The 13,802-nt window shown below is 63.7% G+C and carries 13 protein-coding genes; 9 read left to right on the top strand and 4 right to left on the bottom strand.

Features of this window, described 5'->3' with window-relative positions:
- The first annotated feature begins 128 nt into the window (after positions 1–128).
- The gene (locus NKI17_RS17990) at positions 129–560 is read left to right on the top strand and encodes a low affinity iron permease family protein (RefSeq protein ID WP_031211766.1); all 432 of its coding nucleotides are present in this window, start codon (positions 129–131) and stop codon (positions 558–560) included.
- 69 nt (positions 561–629) lie between these two features.
- Here NKI17_RS17990 and NKI17_RS17985 read toward each other — a convergent pair whose 3' ends face one another.
- Positions 630–1,502 (bottom strand): SDR family NAD(P)-dependent oxidoreductase, encoded by an 873-nt coding sequence (locus NKI17_RS17985; RefSeq protein ID WP_023676742.1) that lies wholly within the window; start codon positions 1,500–1,502, stop codon positions 630–632.
- A gap of 130 nt (positions 1,503–1,632) precedes the next feature.
- Here NKI17_RS17985 and NKI17_RS17980 point away from each other — a divergent pair, with 130 nt between their 5' ends.
- The gene (locus tag NKI17_RS17980) at positions 1,633–1,914 is read left to right on the top strand and encodes a hypothetical protein (RefSeq protein WP_023676741.1); all 282 of its coding nucleotides are present in this window, start codon (positions 1,633–1,635) and stop codon (positions 1,912–1,914) included.
- A 7-nt stretch (positions 1,915–1,921) separates the two neighbouring features.
- On the opposite strand, the gene NKI17_RS17975 is transcribed toward NKI17_RS17980, so the two are convergent.
- The gene (locus NKI17_RS17975; protein WP_023676740.1) at positions 1,922–2,497 is read right to left on the bottom strand and encodes a TMEM175 family protein; all 576 of its coding nucleotides are present in this window, start codon (positions 2,495–2,497) and stop codon (positions 1,922–1,924) included.
- Between the two features lie 182 nt (positions 2,498–2,679).
- Between NKI17_RS17975 and NKI17_RS17970 the strand changes: the two genes are divergently transcribed.
- Complete coding sequence (locus NKI17_RS17970) at positions 2,680–3,888, top strand: MFS transporter (RefSeq protein WP_352796744.1); 1,209 nt, start codon at positions 2,680–2,682, stop codon at positions 3,886–3,888.
- Positions 3,889–3,897: 9 nt separating this feature from the next.
- Here the strand turns inward: NKI17_RS17970 and NKI17_RS17965 are convergent, their stop codons facing one another.
- Positions 3,898–5,370, bottom strand: a complete 1,473-nt coding sequence (locus tag NKI17_RS17965) for an MATE family efflux transporter (protein WP_352906445.1) — start codon at positions 5,368–5,370, stop codon at positions 3,898–3,900.
- 197 nt (positions 5,371–5,567) lie between these two features.
- Here NKI17_RS17965 and NKI17_RS17960 point away from each other — a divergent pair, with 197 nt between their 5' ends.
- On the top strand, positions 5,568–6,356 hold the full coding sequence (locus NKI17_RS17960; protein ID WP_352906444.1) for a L,D-transpeptidase: 789 nt from the start codon (positions 5,568–5,570) through the stop codon (positions 6,354–6,356).
- Between the two features lie 146 nt (positions 6,357–6,502).
- Here NKI17_RS17960 and NKI17_RS17955 read toward each other — a convergent pair whose 3' ends face one another.
- On the bottom strand, positions 6,503–7,981 hold the full coding sequence (locus tag NKI17_RS17955; RefSeq protein WP_352906443.1) for an esterase-like activity of phytase family protein: 1,479 nt from the start codon (positions 7,979–7,981) through the stop codon (positions 6,503–6,505).
- A gap of 247 nt (positions 7,982–8,228) precedes the next feature.
- Between NKI17_RS17955 and NKI17_RS17950 the strand changes: the two genes are divergently transcribed.
- Genes NKI17_RS17950 through NKI17_RS17930 form a run of 5 tightly spaced genes read left to right on the top strand, consistent with a single transcriptional unit; the run spans position 8,229 to position 13,772 of the window.
- Positions 8,229–9,218, top strand: a complete 990-nt coding sequence (locus tag NKI17_RS17950; protein WP_352906442.1) for a TIM barrel protein — start codon at positions 8,229–8,231, stop codon at positions 9,216–9,218.
- Between the two features lie 40 nt (positions 9,219–9,258).
- Positions 9,259–10,317, top strand: a complete 1,059-nt coding sequence (locus tag NKI17_RS17945; protein ID WP_352906440.1) for a sugar ABC transporter substrate-binding protein — start codon at positions 9,259–9,261, stop codon at positions 10,315–10,317.
- Between the two features lie 56 nt (positions 10,318–10,373).
- Complete coding sequence (locus NKI17_RS17940; RefSeq protein ID WP_352906439.1) at positions 10,374–11,906, top strand: sugar ABC transporter ATP-binding protein; 1,533 nt, start codon at positions 10,374–10,376, stop codon at positions 11,904–11,906.
- Between the two features lie 16 nt (positions 11,907–11,922).
- Positions 11,923–12,900: an ABC transporter permease gene (locus NKI17_RS17935; RefSeq protein ID WP_352906438.1), complete on the top strand. Its 978-nt coding sequence runs from the start codon at positions 11,923–11,925 to the stop codon at positions 12,898–12,900.
- Entirely contained in the window at positions 12,897–13,772 is an 876-nt protein-coding gene (locus NKI17_RS17930; protein ID WP_352647406.1) for a MurR/RpiR family transcriptional regulator, read from the top strand. Before NKI17_RS17935 ends, NKI17_RS17930 begins: the two co-directional genes overlap by 4 nt.
- The last annotated feature ends 30 nt before the right edge of the window (positions 13,773–13,802 follow it).

Below are 13,802 nucleotides of genomic sequence, written 5' to 3'. Positions count from 1 at the left end.
TGCTCCTCCAACAATGTACCCGCGACCTTCCGCCGCGAGGGAACCAGGAGCGGCTGCCAACTGTTTCTGCAGACACAATGAACTCGGCTTCCGTCCGGGTTCGTCGCCCGGCTGTTGAGGGAGTTTGAATGATTGAGAAGCTTTTCACCAGGATCGCCAACAACGTCGCCCATTTTGCCGGCCTGCCGCCGACGTTTGCCGTCTGTTTCCTGATCATCGTCGTCTGGGCGGCAAGCGGGCCGATGTTCGGCTTTTCGGACACCTGGCAGCTCGTCATCAACACCGGCACGACGGTCGTCACCTTCCTGATGGTGTTTCTCATCCAGAACACCCAGAACCGCGATGGCGCTGCGATCCAGGCGAAGCTCGACGAATTGATCCGGGTCAGCACAGCCCAGAACACCTTCATCGGTATCGAACACCTGACTGAGACCGAGGTCGAAGAGATCCGCAAGAAATGCGAACAGGCAGCGAAGCGGCATGATCAGAAGCTTGCCGAGTTGGCAGCCGAGAAAGCCATGGCGAAGAAGCGGAACACGAAGAAGCACGCGGCGGCGTGATATAAAGGTCCGGCGCATACCTGCGAAGATCGGATCCGATTCTTTGCTACGGTGATCTTCGGTTCGGGATCATGCGGTGCGTGTCATGAATGCCGCGAAAGCATCTTTGTAGTCCGGGTGCCAGCGCGACAGGGCAGGGCGGTTCTCGATGAGGTCGCCAATCGCCCAGCCCATGCGCTTTTCGTCCATGGACCGGGTCGCCTCGTTATCGGGACACAGGATGTAGAAATCGCCACGCAGTAGCGAGGCCAGCATGAAGTCGATGACCTGCTCGCCGGTCCAGGCGCCGGCCGGCTTTTCGGTCGCACCTTCGGTCAGGCCGGTAAAAGTGAACCCGGGGATAAGCAGATGCGCCGCGACACTGGCGCCCGGCTCGTTGCGCAGCGCGTGCGCCAGGCCTTCGGTATAGGTCTTCACGCCCGCCTTGGAAACGTTGTAGGCGAGGTTGCCGGGCGGCGTGGTGATGCCTTGCTTGGAGCCGGTGTTGACGATCAGGCCCGGCTTTCCCGCCGCCAGCATGCGCGGCGCAAAGGCCTCGACGCCATGGACGACGCCCCAGAAATTGATATCCAGCAGCCGTTTCCAGGCGTCGCGGTTCTCCCACGGCTTGCCGGGATTGTTGCCGACGCCGGCATTGTTCATCAGCAGCGATACGTCGCCGAAGGCGCCGAATGTCCTTTCGGCCAGCCGGTCGAGTTCGTCGGCCTTCGAGACATCGGTGGCGACGGCAAGTACGGCGCTGTCGCCGGCGATGGCGGCGACGGCGCGTCGGGCCTCATCGAGGCGTGCGCCGCCAATATCGACCAACACGATGTTCATGCCCATCGCCGCCAGCCGTTTGGCCGCGGCAAGGCCGATGCCGCTGGCCGCGCCGGTGATGACGGCGACATTGCCGGAGGCAAGTGCGGGCAGGGCGGTCTGGATCTCGGCGTCGGTGGTCATGATTTTCTCCTGTTCTGGCCGCGGCGAACTTAGCGCGGAAAGAGGCTCGCGCAAGCCGGTACCGGCATCTTCGGGTTGACCGCATCGGCGGGCGCTGCGCATGCTGATATCGAAAAAGGAGACCTGACGATTGACCGACTGGATCGAGATCCTGAAAGAACAGACCGCCACCGGCGACCAGATGAGCCGCGAGGTGCCACAAATGCTCGCCAATCCCGACATCAGCGAAGCGCAAGTTATGACGCTGTTTTCGGCGCTCGAAAAACAGGCCGAATTCGTCGAAAAGCTGCGCATGGCGCTGGAAAAATTCGGCCATGATTTTTCAGTGATCAAGGCGGCCGAGCGGCTGGAGGAGCGCTACGCCGACCTTGCCGCTTCGGTAGCGGAAAAGCTGAAAGCAATGCGAGGCTAGACGGGGCCTATTTCTCGATCAGCCGCTCGAAGCGCCTGTCCGGCACGAACCAGATCATCGCCACCAGGACATAGATCGAGACACCGATCCAGTGATTGACGAAGGTCAGCGCGATGGCGGAAAGATAGAGGACCAGCGAGATCTTTCCCTTGAGGTCATTGCCCAACGCCCTGGCGAAGAGAGTCTCGTTGCCGTGCAGTCGATGCAGGGCCATGGTGAGGATGTTGAAGCCGATGGCGCAGAGCGCCAGGTCGACGCCATAGACGGCAACCGGCACCGGCGCGAAATGGTTCTCACCCATGAAGGCTGTCGTCGCCGGCATCAGCGATAGCCAGAACAGCAGGTTGAGGTTCGCCCACAGCACGCGGCCGTCGACCCGCTGCACGGTATGGAACATGTTGTGCAAATTGTTCCAGTAGATGCCGACATTGATGAAGGACAGCACATAGCTGAGGAAGATCGGCCAGAGTGGTGCCAGCGCGGAAAAATCCTCGCCATGCGGCACCTTCAATTCCAGCACCATGATGGTGATGATGATGGCGACCACGCCATCGGTGAATGCCTCGACTCGTCCCTTGCCCATGAATCTCCCCTGACAATCCTCTGACGTTAGAAGAGGATATCACTCGGCGCTATCGGCAAAAGCTGCCCAAGTTGTCAGGAGCAAGCCAAGTTGTCAGGAGCAAGAAGGGGGAGGGGAACGGCTGACGCGAAAACGGCGTTAGAGTGTCAGGTCCCGAATATCACGCTATCAAAGGTCGAAAAATGACCGCTCACGCTCAAGTCATGACGCGCGATTACGAACTCGGCGGCCGCGCTGCAGCGGCCGCCGTGGCCGCCATGATTGCGGCTCTTTTCGCCGGCAGCACGGCGCTGACGCCGCTTTACATCATCTACAAGCAGCTCTTCGGCTTCTCGCAGATCACTTTGACGCTGGTCTACGCCGTCTATGTCATCGGCAATCTGGCGGCGCTGCTGATGTTGGGGCGTGTGTCCGATGTCATCGGGCGCCGTCCAATGGCATTGGCCGGGATAGCGGTGGCCGTCGTCAGCGCGGTGGTTTTCCTGTTCGCCGAAAATGTCGCCTGGCTCGACATCGCCCGAATTCTGAGCGGACTGGGAATCGGCGTCGGCGCGGGCACCGGCACCGCCTGGCTCGCCGAATTGCTCCCGACCGACGACAAGTCACAGGCGGCGACGATTGCCACCAGCACCAATTTTCTCGGCCTCGGCCTCGGTGCGCTGGGGGCCGGGTTGCTCGCCGAATACGCGCCCTGGCCGCTCAGGCTGACATTCGTCGTCTACCTGGCGATGCTCGCGACTGTAACCCTGCTGGTCTGGCGCACGCGGGAAACCGTTTCGCGGCCAGGGAAACTGGCTGACGTTTCGATGCGACCGCGGCTTTCCGTGCCCGATGACATCCGCGCAAGTTTCGTTGCGCCGGCGGTGACCGGCTTTGGCGCAATGGCGCTGGTCGGCTTTTATGCAGCACTCGCACCGAGCATTTTGGCGCAGCAACTGCAGGTAACCAACCATGCCGAAGCCGGCGCTCTGTTCTTTGAATTGGCAATCGTGACGGCCGCCACCATTGTAGCGACAGCACGTCTTTCGAGCCGAGCCGCGATGTTCGCGGCGCTCGCGCTGATGATCCCAACCGTCGCGCTGATTGTTGCGGCGCAGGTCTTCGCCTCGATGGCCATAATGATTGCCGGGACCGCCTTGTGCGGCGTGGCGGCAGCGCTCGGCTATCGCGGCGGCTTGCAAGTGGTGAACGAGATCGCGCCGGCGGACCGGCGCGCCGAAGTCGTCTCGGCCTTCTTCATCTGCTGTTTTTGCGGCAACGCGCTGCCGGTCATCGGCATCGGCGTTCTGTCGACGGTGGCAGGTGCGACCGTGGCAAGCCTGGCCTTTGCCGGCATGATTGTCGTCTTTTCCCTGGTCGCTCTCGGGTTTGGCGCGAAATACGCGCGCTGAGCCGACCTTTCAGCCGTTCGGTGTCTCGGGCGAAAGATGCGCGCGCTGGCGCGGTACGCCGAGGCCGGTATCCGGCGGTTCGCCGGCAGCCGGCCGGCTCTCGATCATGTGCAGGCTGCGCCAGCGGCCGAAGCGATAATAGGCCGCGGCCAGCACGAGCGAGGTTATAGAGCCAGCCGGAAAGCTCCACCACAGAGCTTCCTCGCCGATCACGCTTCGGAAGAAATAGGCGAAGCTGGTGCGCACCAGCAGCACCGAGATCACCAGGATGATCAGCGGCGGCATCACCGCGCCGGTGGCACGCACGGTGGCGAAGAGCACGATGGTGATGCCGAACAGGATGAAGGACCACGATGCGATCTTGTTGATGTGAGTGGCGATCTCGATTGCTGCACTGTCGCTGCCAAGGAAGAGGCTGAGCACCGCGCGATCGAATACGAACAGCAGCGCGACGAGCATGCCGGTGAGCACAAGGTTGAAGCCGACGCCGGAGGTGGCGATGCGTCCAATCCGGTCCCAGCGCCCGGCGCCGACATTTTGCGCCGCCATGGACGACACCGCGGCGCCGATGGCGAGCGCCGGCATTTGGATATAGGTCCAGAGCTGTGCGGCTATGCCGTAGGCAGCTGCAACCTGCGAGCCGTACGAGTTGACCATGCCCATCACCGTCAGCGCCGCAGCCGAAACGACGATCATCTGCAGGCCCATCGGCACGCCCTTGAAGACGACAATGCGCAGCAGCGCCGGGTCCGGCCGCAGCAGAGCGAGATTAGCGCCGGCCAGCCGCAGCGGGTGCTTGCGCGCATAAAGCACGATCAGGATGGCAACCACGCTTACCGTCTGGCCGATCAGCGTCGAGGTGGCCGAGCCGGCGATGCCGAGTTCGGGGAACGGGCCGATGCCGAGGATGAGCAACGGGTTCAAAACGACGTCGAGCACGACGGCCAGCGCCATGAACAGGAAAGGCGTGCGCGAATCGCCGGCGCCGCGCAGCACCGTCATGACGAAGGACAGCAGGTTCATCATCGGCACGGCGAGGAAGATGATGCGCAGATAGGAGCGCGCCAGCGGCAACGCATCGGCCGGCGTGCCGAGCGCATCGAGGATCGCATCGACCCAGATCCAGCCGCAGACCGCGAACACCACCGAGACGAGGAAGAAGAAGGTGGCGCTGGTGCCGACGATGCGCCGGGCTTCGGGCAGATCGCGGGCGCCGACGGATTGCGCGACCAGGATGGTCGCCGCCATGCCGATGCCGAAGACGGTGCCGAGGATGAGAAACAGCACAAGGTTGGCATTGGACGTGGCGGTCAGCGCCGCTTCACCGAGGAAACGGCCGACCCACACGGCATTTATCGAGCCGTTGAGCGACTGCAGCACATTGGAGCCGAGCACCGGCAGGGCAAACAGTAGAAGGGTGCGCGGGATAGGCCCACTGGTGAGGTCGCCGGTCCGCCGGCGCGCGGGCATGTTGTCATCCATGGCAGGCAACTCGGCGAAGGCTTGTCTTGAGTCCGGTCCGCAATGATTGCCGATTTAACGGAACGGGTCGATGCGGCGCTGCAAATTCCGCCTGGCGTGCCTTGATCTAAGCATGTTCTCAAAGCTTCCGGAATCGGATATTGATCACGGACGCGTGGGACCGCATTTCCTGGATCTCAGGGCAAGCCGGGGGGCTCATGTCCGATATTCCGTTGTTTTTTGAGCGCCTGAACCGGCGCGCGTTTCTTGGTGCATCCGCTCTGGGCGCGGCCTCCGTGGCTCTTTCGGCGTGCACCACGACGGACGTGGCAGCGCCGCCGGTGACCGCGGCGCCAAGCGATCCGGCTTTCGGCGATGCCGCAAGCATGTATGCCGCGCGCGTCGATGAGGGCTATCAACTGCCGGCAATCCCGGTAGCCAAGATCGATCCGAAATTCGTTCGCCAAATCGTGTCCGATCCGACCGGAGAAAAACCAGGCACGATCGTCGTCGATATCTCCGAGCACTTCCTCTATCTGGTGCGCGGCGGCGGCAAGGCAATTCGCTATGGCGTCAGCCTCGGCAAGGCCGGTTTCGGATGGACCGGCAGCGCCGTGGTTCAGGCGAGGAAGAAGTGGCCGGTCTGGACGCCGCCGCCGGAAATGATCCAACGCCGGCCGGAACTGGCGAAATACAAGGACGGCATGCCGCCCGGCCCGCAGAGCCCGCTTGGCGCCCGCGCGCTGTATCTCTTCCGCGACGGCAAGGACACGATGTATCGGCTGCACGGCACACCGGAGTGGGATTCCATTGGGAAGAACGCTTCGTCCGGCTGTGTGCGCTTCATGAATCAGGACATTATCGACCTCTACAGCCGCGTCGACGGCGTCGCGCCGGTCTTCGTGCGCCCGAACCTGTCGGCCGCCGGGAAGATCGCCGCCGTGTCGAACAGGACGGCCGAGCCGATCGATGCCGGCGTGCCAAAGGACGCGGAGATGTTGAGGTAAGTGCCTTCGACTGGATCGTCAGTCGCAGGTTTTGCAACGCACCAGGACACCGTCCTTGCGCGGGCGAGCCGCAACTGAAGGGCACGACCGCTCAATCGCGCCAGCTCAGGCGGACGCGTTCGGCGCGTCCGCCTGTATGGGTGCCGCTACTTCTTGGCGAGGCTTGGGAGCGTGACCTGATAGACCAGGAACATGGTGTCGACATCGGCGCCATCCTCGGCCTTGTAGGCCGCGCCGACCTGGAAGCCGTCCTGCGTGAGGAAGTCATTGTCATTGGCGACGAACAGGAAATAGTCGTCGGGCAGCTTTGGATCGAAGACGCTCACCACCGACATCGCCTCCCATTTCTCCGAAAGGTTGTTGCGGTCGTTCGGCGCGCCATTGTGCAACCCGAAGCGGCCGAGCTCGCTCTTGTCGTTGATGTCGATGAACGGCGTCAGCTTGGCCGGCGTCACCGATGGATCGAGTTCACCCTTGGGCGCCAGCGGCTTGTCTTTGTCGAACTCTGTGCCGGCGATATCGGTTGCCGCCGACACATCGACGACGCTGATCTCGCGATGGAGCGAGGTGTCGCCCTTCAGCCCCTGGCCGTTGCCGCTGTCGCGCGCCAGCATCAGGAAGGTCTTGTCCGACAGCGCCACGATTTCACTCTGCGCGGCGATCTTGGTTTTGCCCTTGGCATCGGTGAACACCGGCAGCGGCACGACATATTCATGCGCGAGCTTGAGCTGGCCGGGATCCGAGGCATCGTAGACCAGCGCGCGCGTGTTCTGGCGCGTCGAGGCGGAATCGCCGCCATCTTGTCTGGGTGCCGACTGCAGCACGGCGATCAGGAACTTGCCGTCGGGCGTCAGCGCCATGCCTTCGAGGCCCTGGTTGTTCTGGCGGCCAGTTTCGGGATCCTTCGGATCGGGGTCTGCCGCACCAGGTCCCGGATTGTTGGAAGCAAAGTTTGGCGTCCCGTGACGCATCGGGACAAGCGCCGCCGGCGGCTGCGTTGCCGACATCAGACGCCCATCGGCGGAGAAGCGGTAGATGTTCGGACCGTATTCGTCCGAGATGAACAGCGTGCCGTCGGGCAGCCGCGCGATCGCTTCGTTATCGAGCGCGAGCTTGCCGTTGGCTTCGGGCAGGATCGGCATGTCGTCTGTCGCGGCACGCACGCCGTTGAGCGGATCGAGGCCGGTTGCGTCGGTACCCTTGTCGTCGGTCAAAAGCATGGTGTCGGCAAGCGTCGCCTTGAGGCCCGATTGTTCCTGGCCGGTGGCCGGTGCCGCACCCGGCGCGATCGGGGCGAACTCGATGGCGATCGTGTTGAGGCGCGGACGGTAATCGGTGGTGCCGACGACATTGTAGCCGCGATCCGGCAGCAGCCATAACGAGCCCTTATAGCCATCGGCGCCATGCGTCCAGCCGGCAGCGTCGATCGACATGCCCGAGCCCGAGCCAAACGTCTCGCCGAACTTGTCCTTCTGGCTGGCCGGGATGCGGCCGACACCGACCAGGCCCTTGTTGACGAAGCTGACGCCGCCGACGGTCGCGGCGTTTTCAGCCAAGGCCGGCGTCAAGGCGGTGAACATCGCCAGCGCGACGGCGAGGGACGCGGTTCGGTGCAGGTTTTTCATGGATATCCTCTTTTGAGACAAAGCTGCCGGGGCCCGAAAAGCGCCGCGTCGCATCGAGGATGCCGCGAAAGCCTTCGGAGAAGCGATCTAGGACGCGAACATGATACTTGCGTGACAGTGCCGCGCTTGCTTGTCCCAGCGTGGTGGCAACTGGCTGGGCATGGCGAATCCGCCGCCGCCGAGAACACAATTAGCAACTTTACAAATGATCGTTTTTATGTGAAGTCATGACGATGAAAGGTCACCGATGACAGTCTGCCGTTTCGCCACCCGCCTCAATTCCTTTGCCTCGCGGCCACAGGCCGAGTGGCCCGATCTTGTCGGCAAACCGTCCATGCTGCAAATGGCGGCACGTGCGGCGAAGGTTGCAGAGTTGACCGATCTCGACCTCAACTTTCCCGACCATGTCGATGAAAATCCTGCGGAAATGGCGCGCAAACTCGGCGATCTCGGGCTTTCCATCAATGGTTTCGCCATGCGCTACTACTCCAACCCGGCCTTCAAGCTCGGCGCCTTCACCAATCCGGATCCGGCCGTTCGCCGCGAGGCCATCGACATGACCAAGGCCGGGATCGACGCCGCGCGCGAGGCTGGCGCCAGCCTGATGACGCTGTGGCTCGGGCAGGATGGCTTCGATTATGCTTTCCAGGCCGATTATGTGACGCTCTGGCAACACGAAATCGATGGAATTCGTGAAGTTTCGGCGCATGACCCCGATTGCCAGATCAGCCTTGAATACAAACCCAACGAGCCGCGCTCCTACAGCCTGATGCCCGATGCGGCGACGACGTTGCTGGCGATCCGCGAGATCGGCCTGCCCAATCTCGGCGTGACGCTCGATTTCGCCCATGTGCTCTACGCCGACGAGCAGCCGGCTTTCGCCGCTGCGCTCGTGGCACGGCACAGCAAGCTGCTCGGCGTGCACCTCAACGATGGCTATGCCAAGCGCGACGACGGCTTGATGGTCGGGGCCGTGCATACGCTGCAGACGATCGAGCTGCTGCGCCAGATCCGCCGCGACGGCTACGCCGGCGCCATCTACTTCGACACGTTTCCCGATATGACCGGGCTCGACCCGGTCCACGAATGCGAAGTCAACATCGCGACTGTCAAGCGCATGCTGCGCGTCGTCGATCGGCTGGACGGGGACAACCGCATGTCAGCCGCCGTCGACCGTCAGGACGCGATCGCGTCGCAAGCCATTATCCAGGAAGCCATGCTCGGCCCGGACAGCTGAGGCCCGGCCGCATATTCCGTTCAACAAGGGAGGAAGGACCATGAAATTTCTGCTTGCCACCGCTACCGCTGGCCTGATGGCGCTGTCCATCGGCTCGGTGTTTTCCGCAGACCTCGCGCCGCTCAATTCCGACACCGAGAAGGATCGCATCGACTGGTCGCAGCTCGAGGCCAAGTTCGGGGCCTTCCCCAAGCTGCCCGAGGGTACCAAGGCGGGTGCGGTCTCCAAGACGCTGACCAATGAATACTGGCGCTCGCTGGGAGAGGGCTACAAGTCGTTCGGCGACCGCACCGGCGTGCCCGTGGTCTACCAGGCGGCGCAGAGCGAGGGCGACCAGCTCGGCCAGCTCACCATCGCCGAAGGCCTGGTCACGCAAGGCTACAACGTGCTGCTCGTTTCGCCGCAGACCGACTCCAACCTGCAGCCGATCATGGAACAGGCCAAGGCAGCCAATGTGCCGGTGGTCAACGTCAACGACGCGGTCATCCCGCAGGCCGAGCACTATGTCGGCAATGTCCAGCGCGACAACGGCGTGCGCGTCGCCAAATGGTTCATCAAGAACCGGCCGGATGGCGGCAAGGTCGCCATCGTCGAAGGCCAGGCCGGCGTCTACGCCGCCGTCCAGCGCACCGACGGCTTCAAGACCACCATCACCGAAGCCGGCAAGTTCGACGTCGTCGCCAGCGTCCCCGGTGACTGGGATCGCCAGACCTCCTACGACGCGGCCACCAACATCCTGCAGCAGCACCCCGATCTGATCGGCTTCTATGCCAACAATGACGGCATGGCGCTGGGCATCGTCGAAGCGGTCAAGGCCGCCGGCCTAAAGGACAAGGTCGCCGTGTTCGGCACCGACGGGATTTCCGACGCCTACGCCTCGATCCGCGCCGGCGAGCTGACCGGCACCGTCGATTCGTTCCCGGTGCTGACCGGCGAGGTGGCGCTGGAATCGGCGCTGCGACTGGTGGCCGGGCAGAAGCTGCCGCGCGTCGTCGCCACGCCGCAGGCGCTGATCACCAAGGACAATGCCGACCGCTACTCCGGCGCCGGCGACGCCGTGCGCAAGGCGCTGCTCGAGGACGCGGCAGCGGGCCAGTAGAGCAGGGCCGGCGGGTGCCGGCCTTGGGTCGGCACCTTGCCTGGAGAACCGAAGCAATGTCAGTCATCTCCCGGCTGCAATTCGAGGGCATTTCCAAGGTGTTTCCGGCCGTGCGGGCGCTGAGCGATGTGTCCTTTTCGGTCGGCGCCGGCGAGATCCATGGCCTGCTCGGTGAAAACGGCGCCGGCAAATCGACGCTGCTGCGCATCCTGTCAGGCGTCTACCGGCCGACGGCGGGAAGCGTGCTGATCGACGGCAAACCGGTGACGCTGAACAACCCGGTCGCGGCGCGCGCCGCCGGCGTGGCGATGATCCATCAGGAATTACAGCAGGTGCCACGCCTCAGCGTCGCCCAGAACATGTTTCTCGGCCATCCGTTGACGCGCGGCGGCGTCTTCGTCGCACGGCGCGAGCAGGAAAGCCGCGCTGCGGAAGCCCTGGCCGCCATCGACCCGACCATCGATCCGGCAGCCCCGCTTGGCTCGCTGAAGGTGGCGCAGCGGCAGATCGTCGAGATTGCCCGGGCGCTGCTCGACCGCGCCAGGATCGTGGCGATGGACGAGCCGACGTCGAGCCTCACGCCGAGCGAGTTCGAACGGCTGGCGGAAGTCATTGCCGGTCTGGCACGCGACGGTGTCGCCGTCGTTTATGTCTCGCACAAGCTGGACGAGGTGTTCGGCATCTGCGAGCGCGCCACTGTCATGCGCGACGGCGTTGTGGTCGAAACCGTCGATCTCGCGCAGATGTCGGAAAAGGCCGTCGTTTCGATGATGGTCGGCCGCGAGCTTGCCCAGGAACAACACCGCTCGCATGCTTCCCCCGAGATCAGGCTGAGCGTGCGTGGCCTCGCCTCGGCAACCAAGGTCTGTGACGTTTCGTTCGACCTGCATCGCGGCGAGGTGTTGGGCATTGCCGGCCTGGTCGGGTCCGGCCGCACCGAACTGCTGCGGCTGCTGGCCGGCGCCGACCGGGCCTCATCAGGCGCAATAGAGATCGACGGCAAGGCGGTAAAGCTTTCCAGTCCGCGCGACGCGATCGCGGCCGGCATCGGCCTGGTGCCGGAGGAGCGCAAGCGCGAAGGCATCGTGCCGTTGCGGTCGATCTCCAGCAACATGGCGCTGGCCTCGATGGGCGTGTTCGCGCCGCGCGTCCTCATCGACCATCGCCGGCTGAAGCGCGTGACAGCCGAGAAGATGAAGCGAGTCAATCTCAGGCCGTTCCTGCTCGACCGGCCGATCCGCCTGTTCAGCGGCGGCAACCAGCAGAAGGCGATCATCGGCCGCTGGCTGGCGGCGGGAACGCGGATCCTTCTGTTCGACGAGCCGACGCGCGGCATCGATGTCGGCGCCAAGGCGGAGATCTACCACCTGATCGAGGAACTCGCCGGCGAAGGCCATTCGGTAATCGTCGTGTCGTCCGAACTCCCCGAGGTGATCCGGCTCGCCGATCGCGTGCTGGTCATGCGCGACGGCACGGTCGCCGCCGAACTGGGCCGCGCAAGTCTCAGCGAACACGCGATCGCCGCGCACGCCATACCCCAAACGGAGATTGAGGCCGGCAAGGCGCAAGGCCATCGGGCCGGTGCATAACGGACAGGACCAGCGGATGACCGATATAACCCAACACACAGCAGCGCGCCCAAGGGCAGATTTCCTGCACCGGTTTTCCGTGCGCGACGCCGGCACGCTGATCGGCCTGGTGGTGATCCTTGCCGTCTTCGGGGCGCTGGTCCCCGGCTTTTTTGCCGAGCGTAACCTGATCAACATCCTGCAGCAGTCGAGCATCAATGCCTGCCTGGCGTTGGGCATGACGCTGGTCATCATCTCGGGCGGCATCGACCTGTCCGTCGGGCCGACGGCAGCCCTTTCGGCGGTCATCTCGGCCTCGATGCTGGTTGCCGGTGTGCCGTTTCCGCTGGCCATCGCCGCCGGCTTCGCCATCGGCCTTGCCTGCGGACTGCTCAACGGCGTGCTGGTCGCCTATGTCGGGCTGCAGCCCTTCATCGTCACGCTGGGAACGCTCAGCACCTCCCGGGCGCTGGCGCTGATCTATACCGGCGGCAATCCGGTGCTCGGCCTGCCTGCCGGCTTTCGTGCCATCTTCAATGGCTCGCTGTTCGGATTGCCGTTGGCGGTCATCATCGTGGCCGTGGTCGCGCTGATTGCCTGGATCATCCTCAAGAAGACGCCGTTTGGCGAATATCTGCTTGCCGTCGGCGGCAATGAGGAGGCGGCCTACATAGCCGGCGTGCCGATCGCCCGCACCAAGATCGCCGCCTATATGATCTCGGGCCTGCTGGCAGCGCTTGCCGCGCAGATCCTGATCGGCCGGCTGGGTGCCGCAGAGCCCATTCTCGGCAATCTCTGGGAGCTCGACGCCATAGCGGCGGCGGCGATCGGCGGTGCCTCGCTGATGGGCGGCAAGGGCAGCGTCGTCGGCACCATCCTGGGTGCCGTCATTCTTGGCAGCATGCGCAACGGCCTGACGCTGATGAACGTGCAGTCCTTCTATCAGCTCCTGGCAACTGGCCTTATAATCCTCGCCGCGATGCTTATCGATCGCGTGACGAGGGGACGTGGATGACCTTGACCGGGCTGGACCTGAAAGCAGTAGGACCGCGCATTCGCATGATGATGCCGCATCTGACGCCGCTCGAGGCGAAGGTGGTTGAAACCGTATTCGGACGGCGCGGCTTCGACGAGACCATACCGCTCAAGCAGATCGCCGAGGAGGCCGGTGTCTCGGAGGCGATGGTGGTCAAGATCGCCAAGAAGCTGGGTTTTTCCGGCTATCGCGACTTTCGCACGGCGGTCTATGAATACAGCCGCCTGCCGACCGCCGAGATGCATCAGGAGCTGTCGGTGGACGACAGTTCGGCCGAGATCGTCCAGAAGGTGTTCCGCACCTCGATCCAGGCGCTGGAGGAGACGCTGGCCATCCTCGACATGGACGATTTCGACCGCGCCGCTGATCTTCTCTACCGCGCCAAGAACCGTGACTTCTATGGCGTTGGTGGCTCGGCGCAGATCGCGCGCGACGTCTCGCACAAATTCCTGCGCATCGGCATCCGCACGTCTGTCTACGATGATTCGCACATGATGCTGATGTCGGCCTCGCTGCTCGACACCGACGACATCGCGGTCGGCTTCTCGCATTCCGGCAACACCAGCGCCGTCATCGATGCCATCCATCTCGCCCGCAAGAGCGGCGCGCGCACGCTGGCCATCACCAACTACGACAACTCGCCGCTGGCCGCCGTCGCCGATATCGTGCTGTGCTCGACCGCGCAGGGCTCGCCGCTGATGGGCGAGAACGCGGCGGCGCGTATCGCCCAGCTCAACATTCTCGACGCGCTGTTCGTCGCGGTGGCGCAACGCGACTACCGGGCGGCGGAGCGTAATCTGGGCCGCACCATGTCGGCGGTGACGTCAAAGCGGAAAGACAAGAGCTCGTGAAAGTTTGGGGCTCGTGAAGGTTTGGGGCTG

This window comes from Mesorhizobium sp. M0816 (assembly GCF_040320005.1).
Classification (GTDB): domain Bacteria; phylum Pseudomonadota; class Alphaproteobacteria; order Rhizobiales; family Rhizobiaceae; genus Mesorhizobium.
The sequence above is the reverse complement of the archived record's forward strand: the minus strand, read 5'-3'. Positions and strand labels throughout refer to the sequence as shown.

Excerpts from the sequence above, each read along its gene's own strand:
- NKI17_RS17990 (WP_031211766.1), top strand. The coding sequence starts at position 129 with ATGATTGAGAAGCTTTTCACCAGGATCGCCAACAACGTCGCCCATTTT.
- NKI17_RS17985 (WP_023676742.1), bottom strand. The coding sequence starts at position 1,502 with ATGACCACCGACGCCGAGATCCAGACCGCCCTGCCCGCACTTGCCTCC.
- NKI17_RS17940 (WP_352906439.1), top strand. The coding sequence starts at position 10,374 with ATGTCAGTCATCTCCCGGCTGCAATTCGAGGGCATTTCCAAGGTGTTT.
- NKI17_RS17950 (WP_352906442.1), top strand. The coding sequence starts at position 8,229 with ATGACAGTCTGCCGTTTCGCCACCCGCCTCAATTCCTTTGCCTCGCGG.
- NKI17_RS17935 (WP_352906438.1), top strand. The coding sequence starts at position 11,923 with ATGACCGATATAACCCAACACACAGCAGCGCGCCCAAGGGCAGATTTC.
- NKI17_RS17960 (WP_352906444.1), top strand. The coding sequence starts at position 5,568 with ATGTCCGATATTCCGTTGTTTTTTGAGCGCCTGAACCGGCGCGCGTTT.
- NKI17_RS17965 (WP_352906445.1), bottom strand. The coding sequence starts at position 5,370 with ATGGATGACAACATGCCCGCGCGCCGGCGGACCGGCGACCTCACCAGT.
- NKI17_RS17970 (WP_352796744.1), top strand. The coding sequence starts at position 2,680 with ATGACCGCTCACGCTCAAGTCATGACGCGCGATTACGAACTCGGCGGC.
- NKI17_RS17975 (WP_023676740.1), bottom strand. The coding sequence starts at position 2,497 with ATGGGCAAGGGACGAGTCGAGGCATTCACCGATGGCGTGGTCGCCATC.
- NKI17_RS17955 (WP_352906443.1), bottom strand. The coding sequence starts at position 7,981 with ATGAAAAACCTGCACCGAACCGCGTCCCTCGCCGTCGCGCTGGCGATG.
- NKI17_RS17945 (WP_352906440.1), top strand. The coding sequence starts at position 9,259 with ATGAAATTTCTGCTTGCCACCGCTACCGCTGGCCTGATGGCGCTGTCC.
- NKI17_RS17930 (WP_352647406.1), top strand. The coding sequence starts at position 12,897 with ATGACCTTGACCGGGCTGGACCTGAAAGCAGTAGGACCGCGCATTCGC.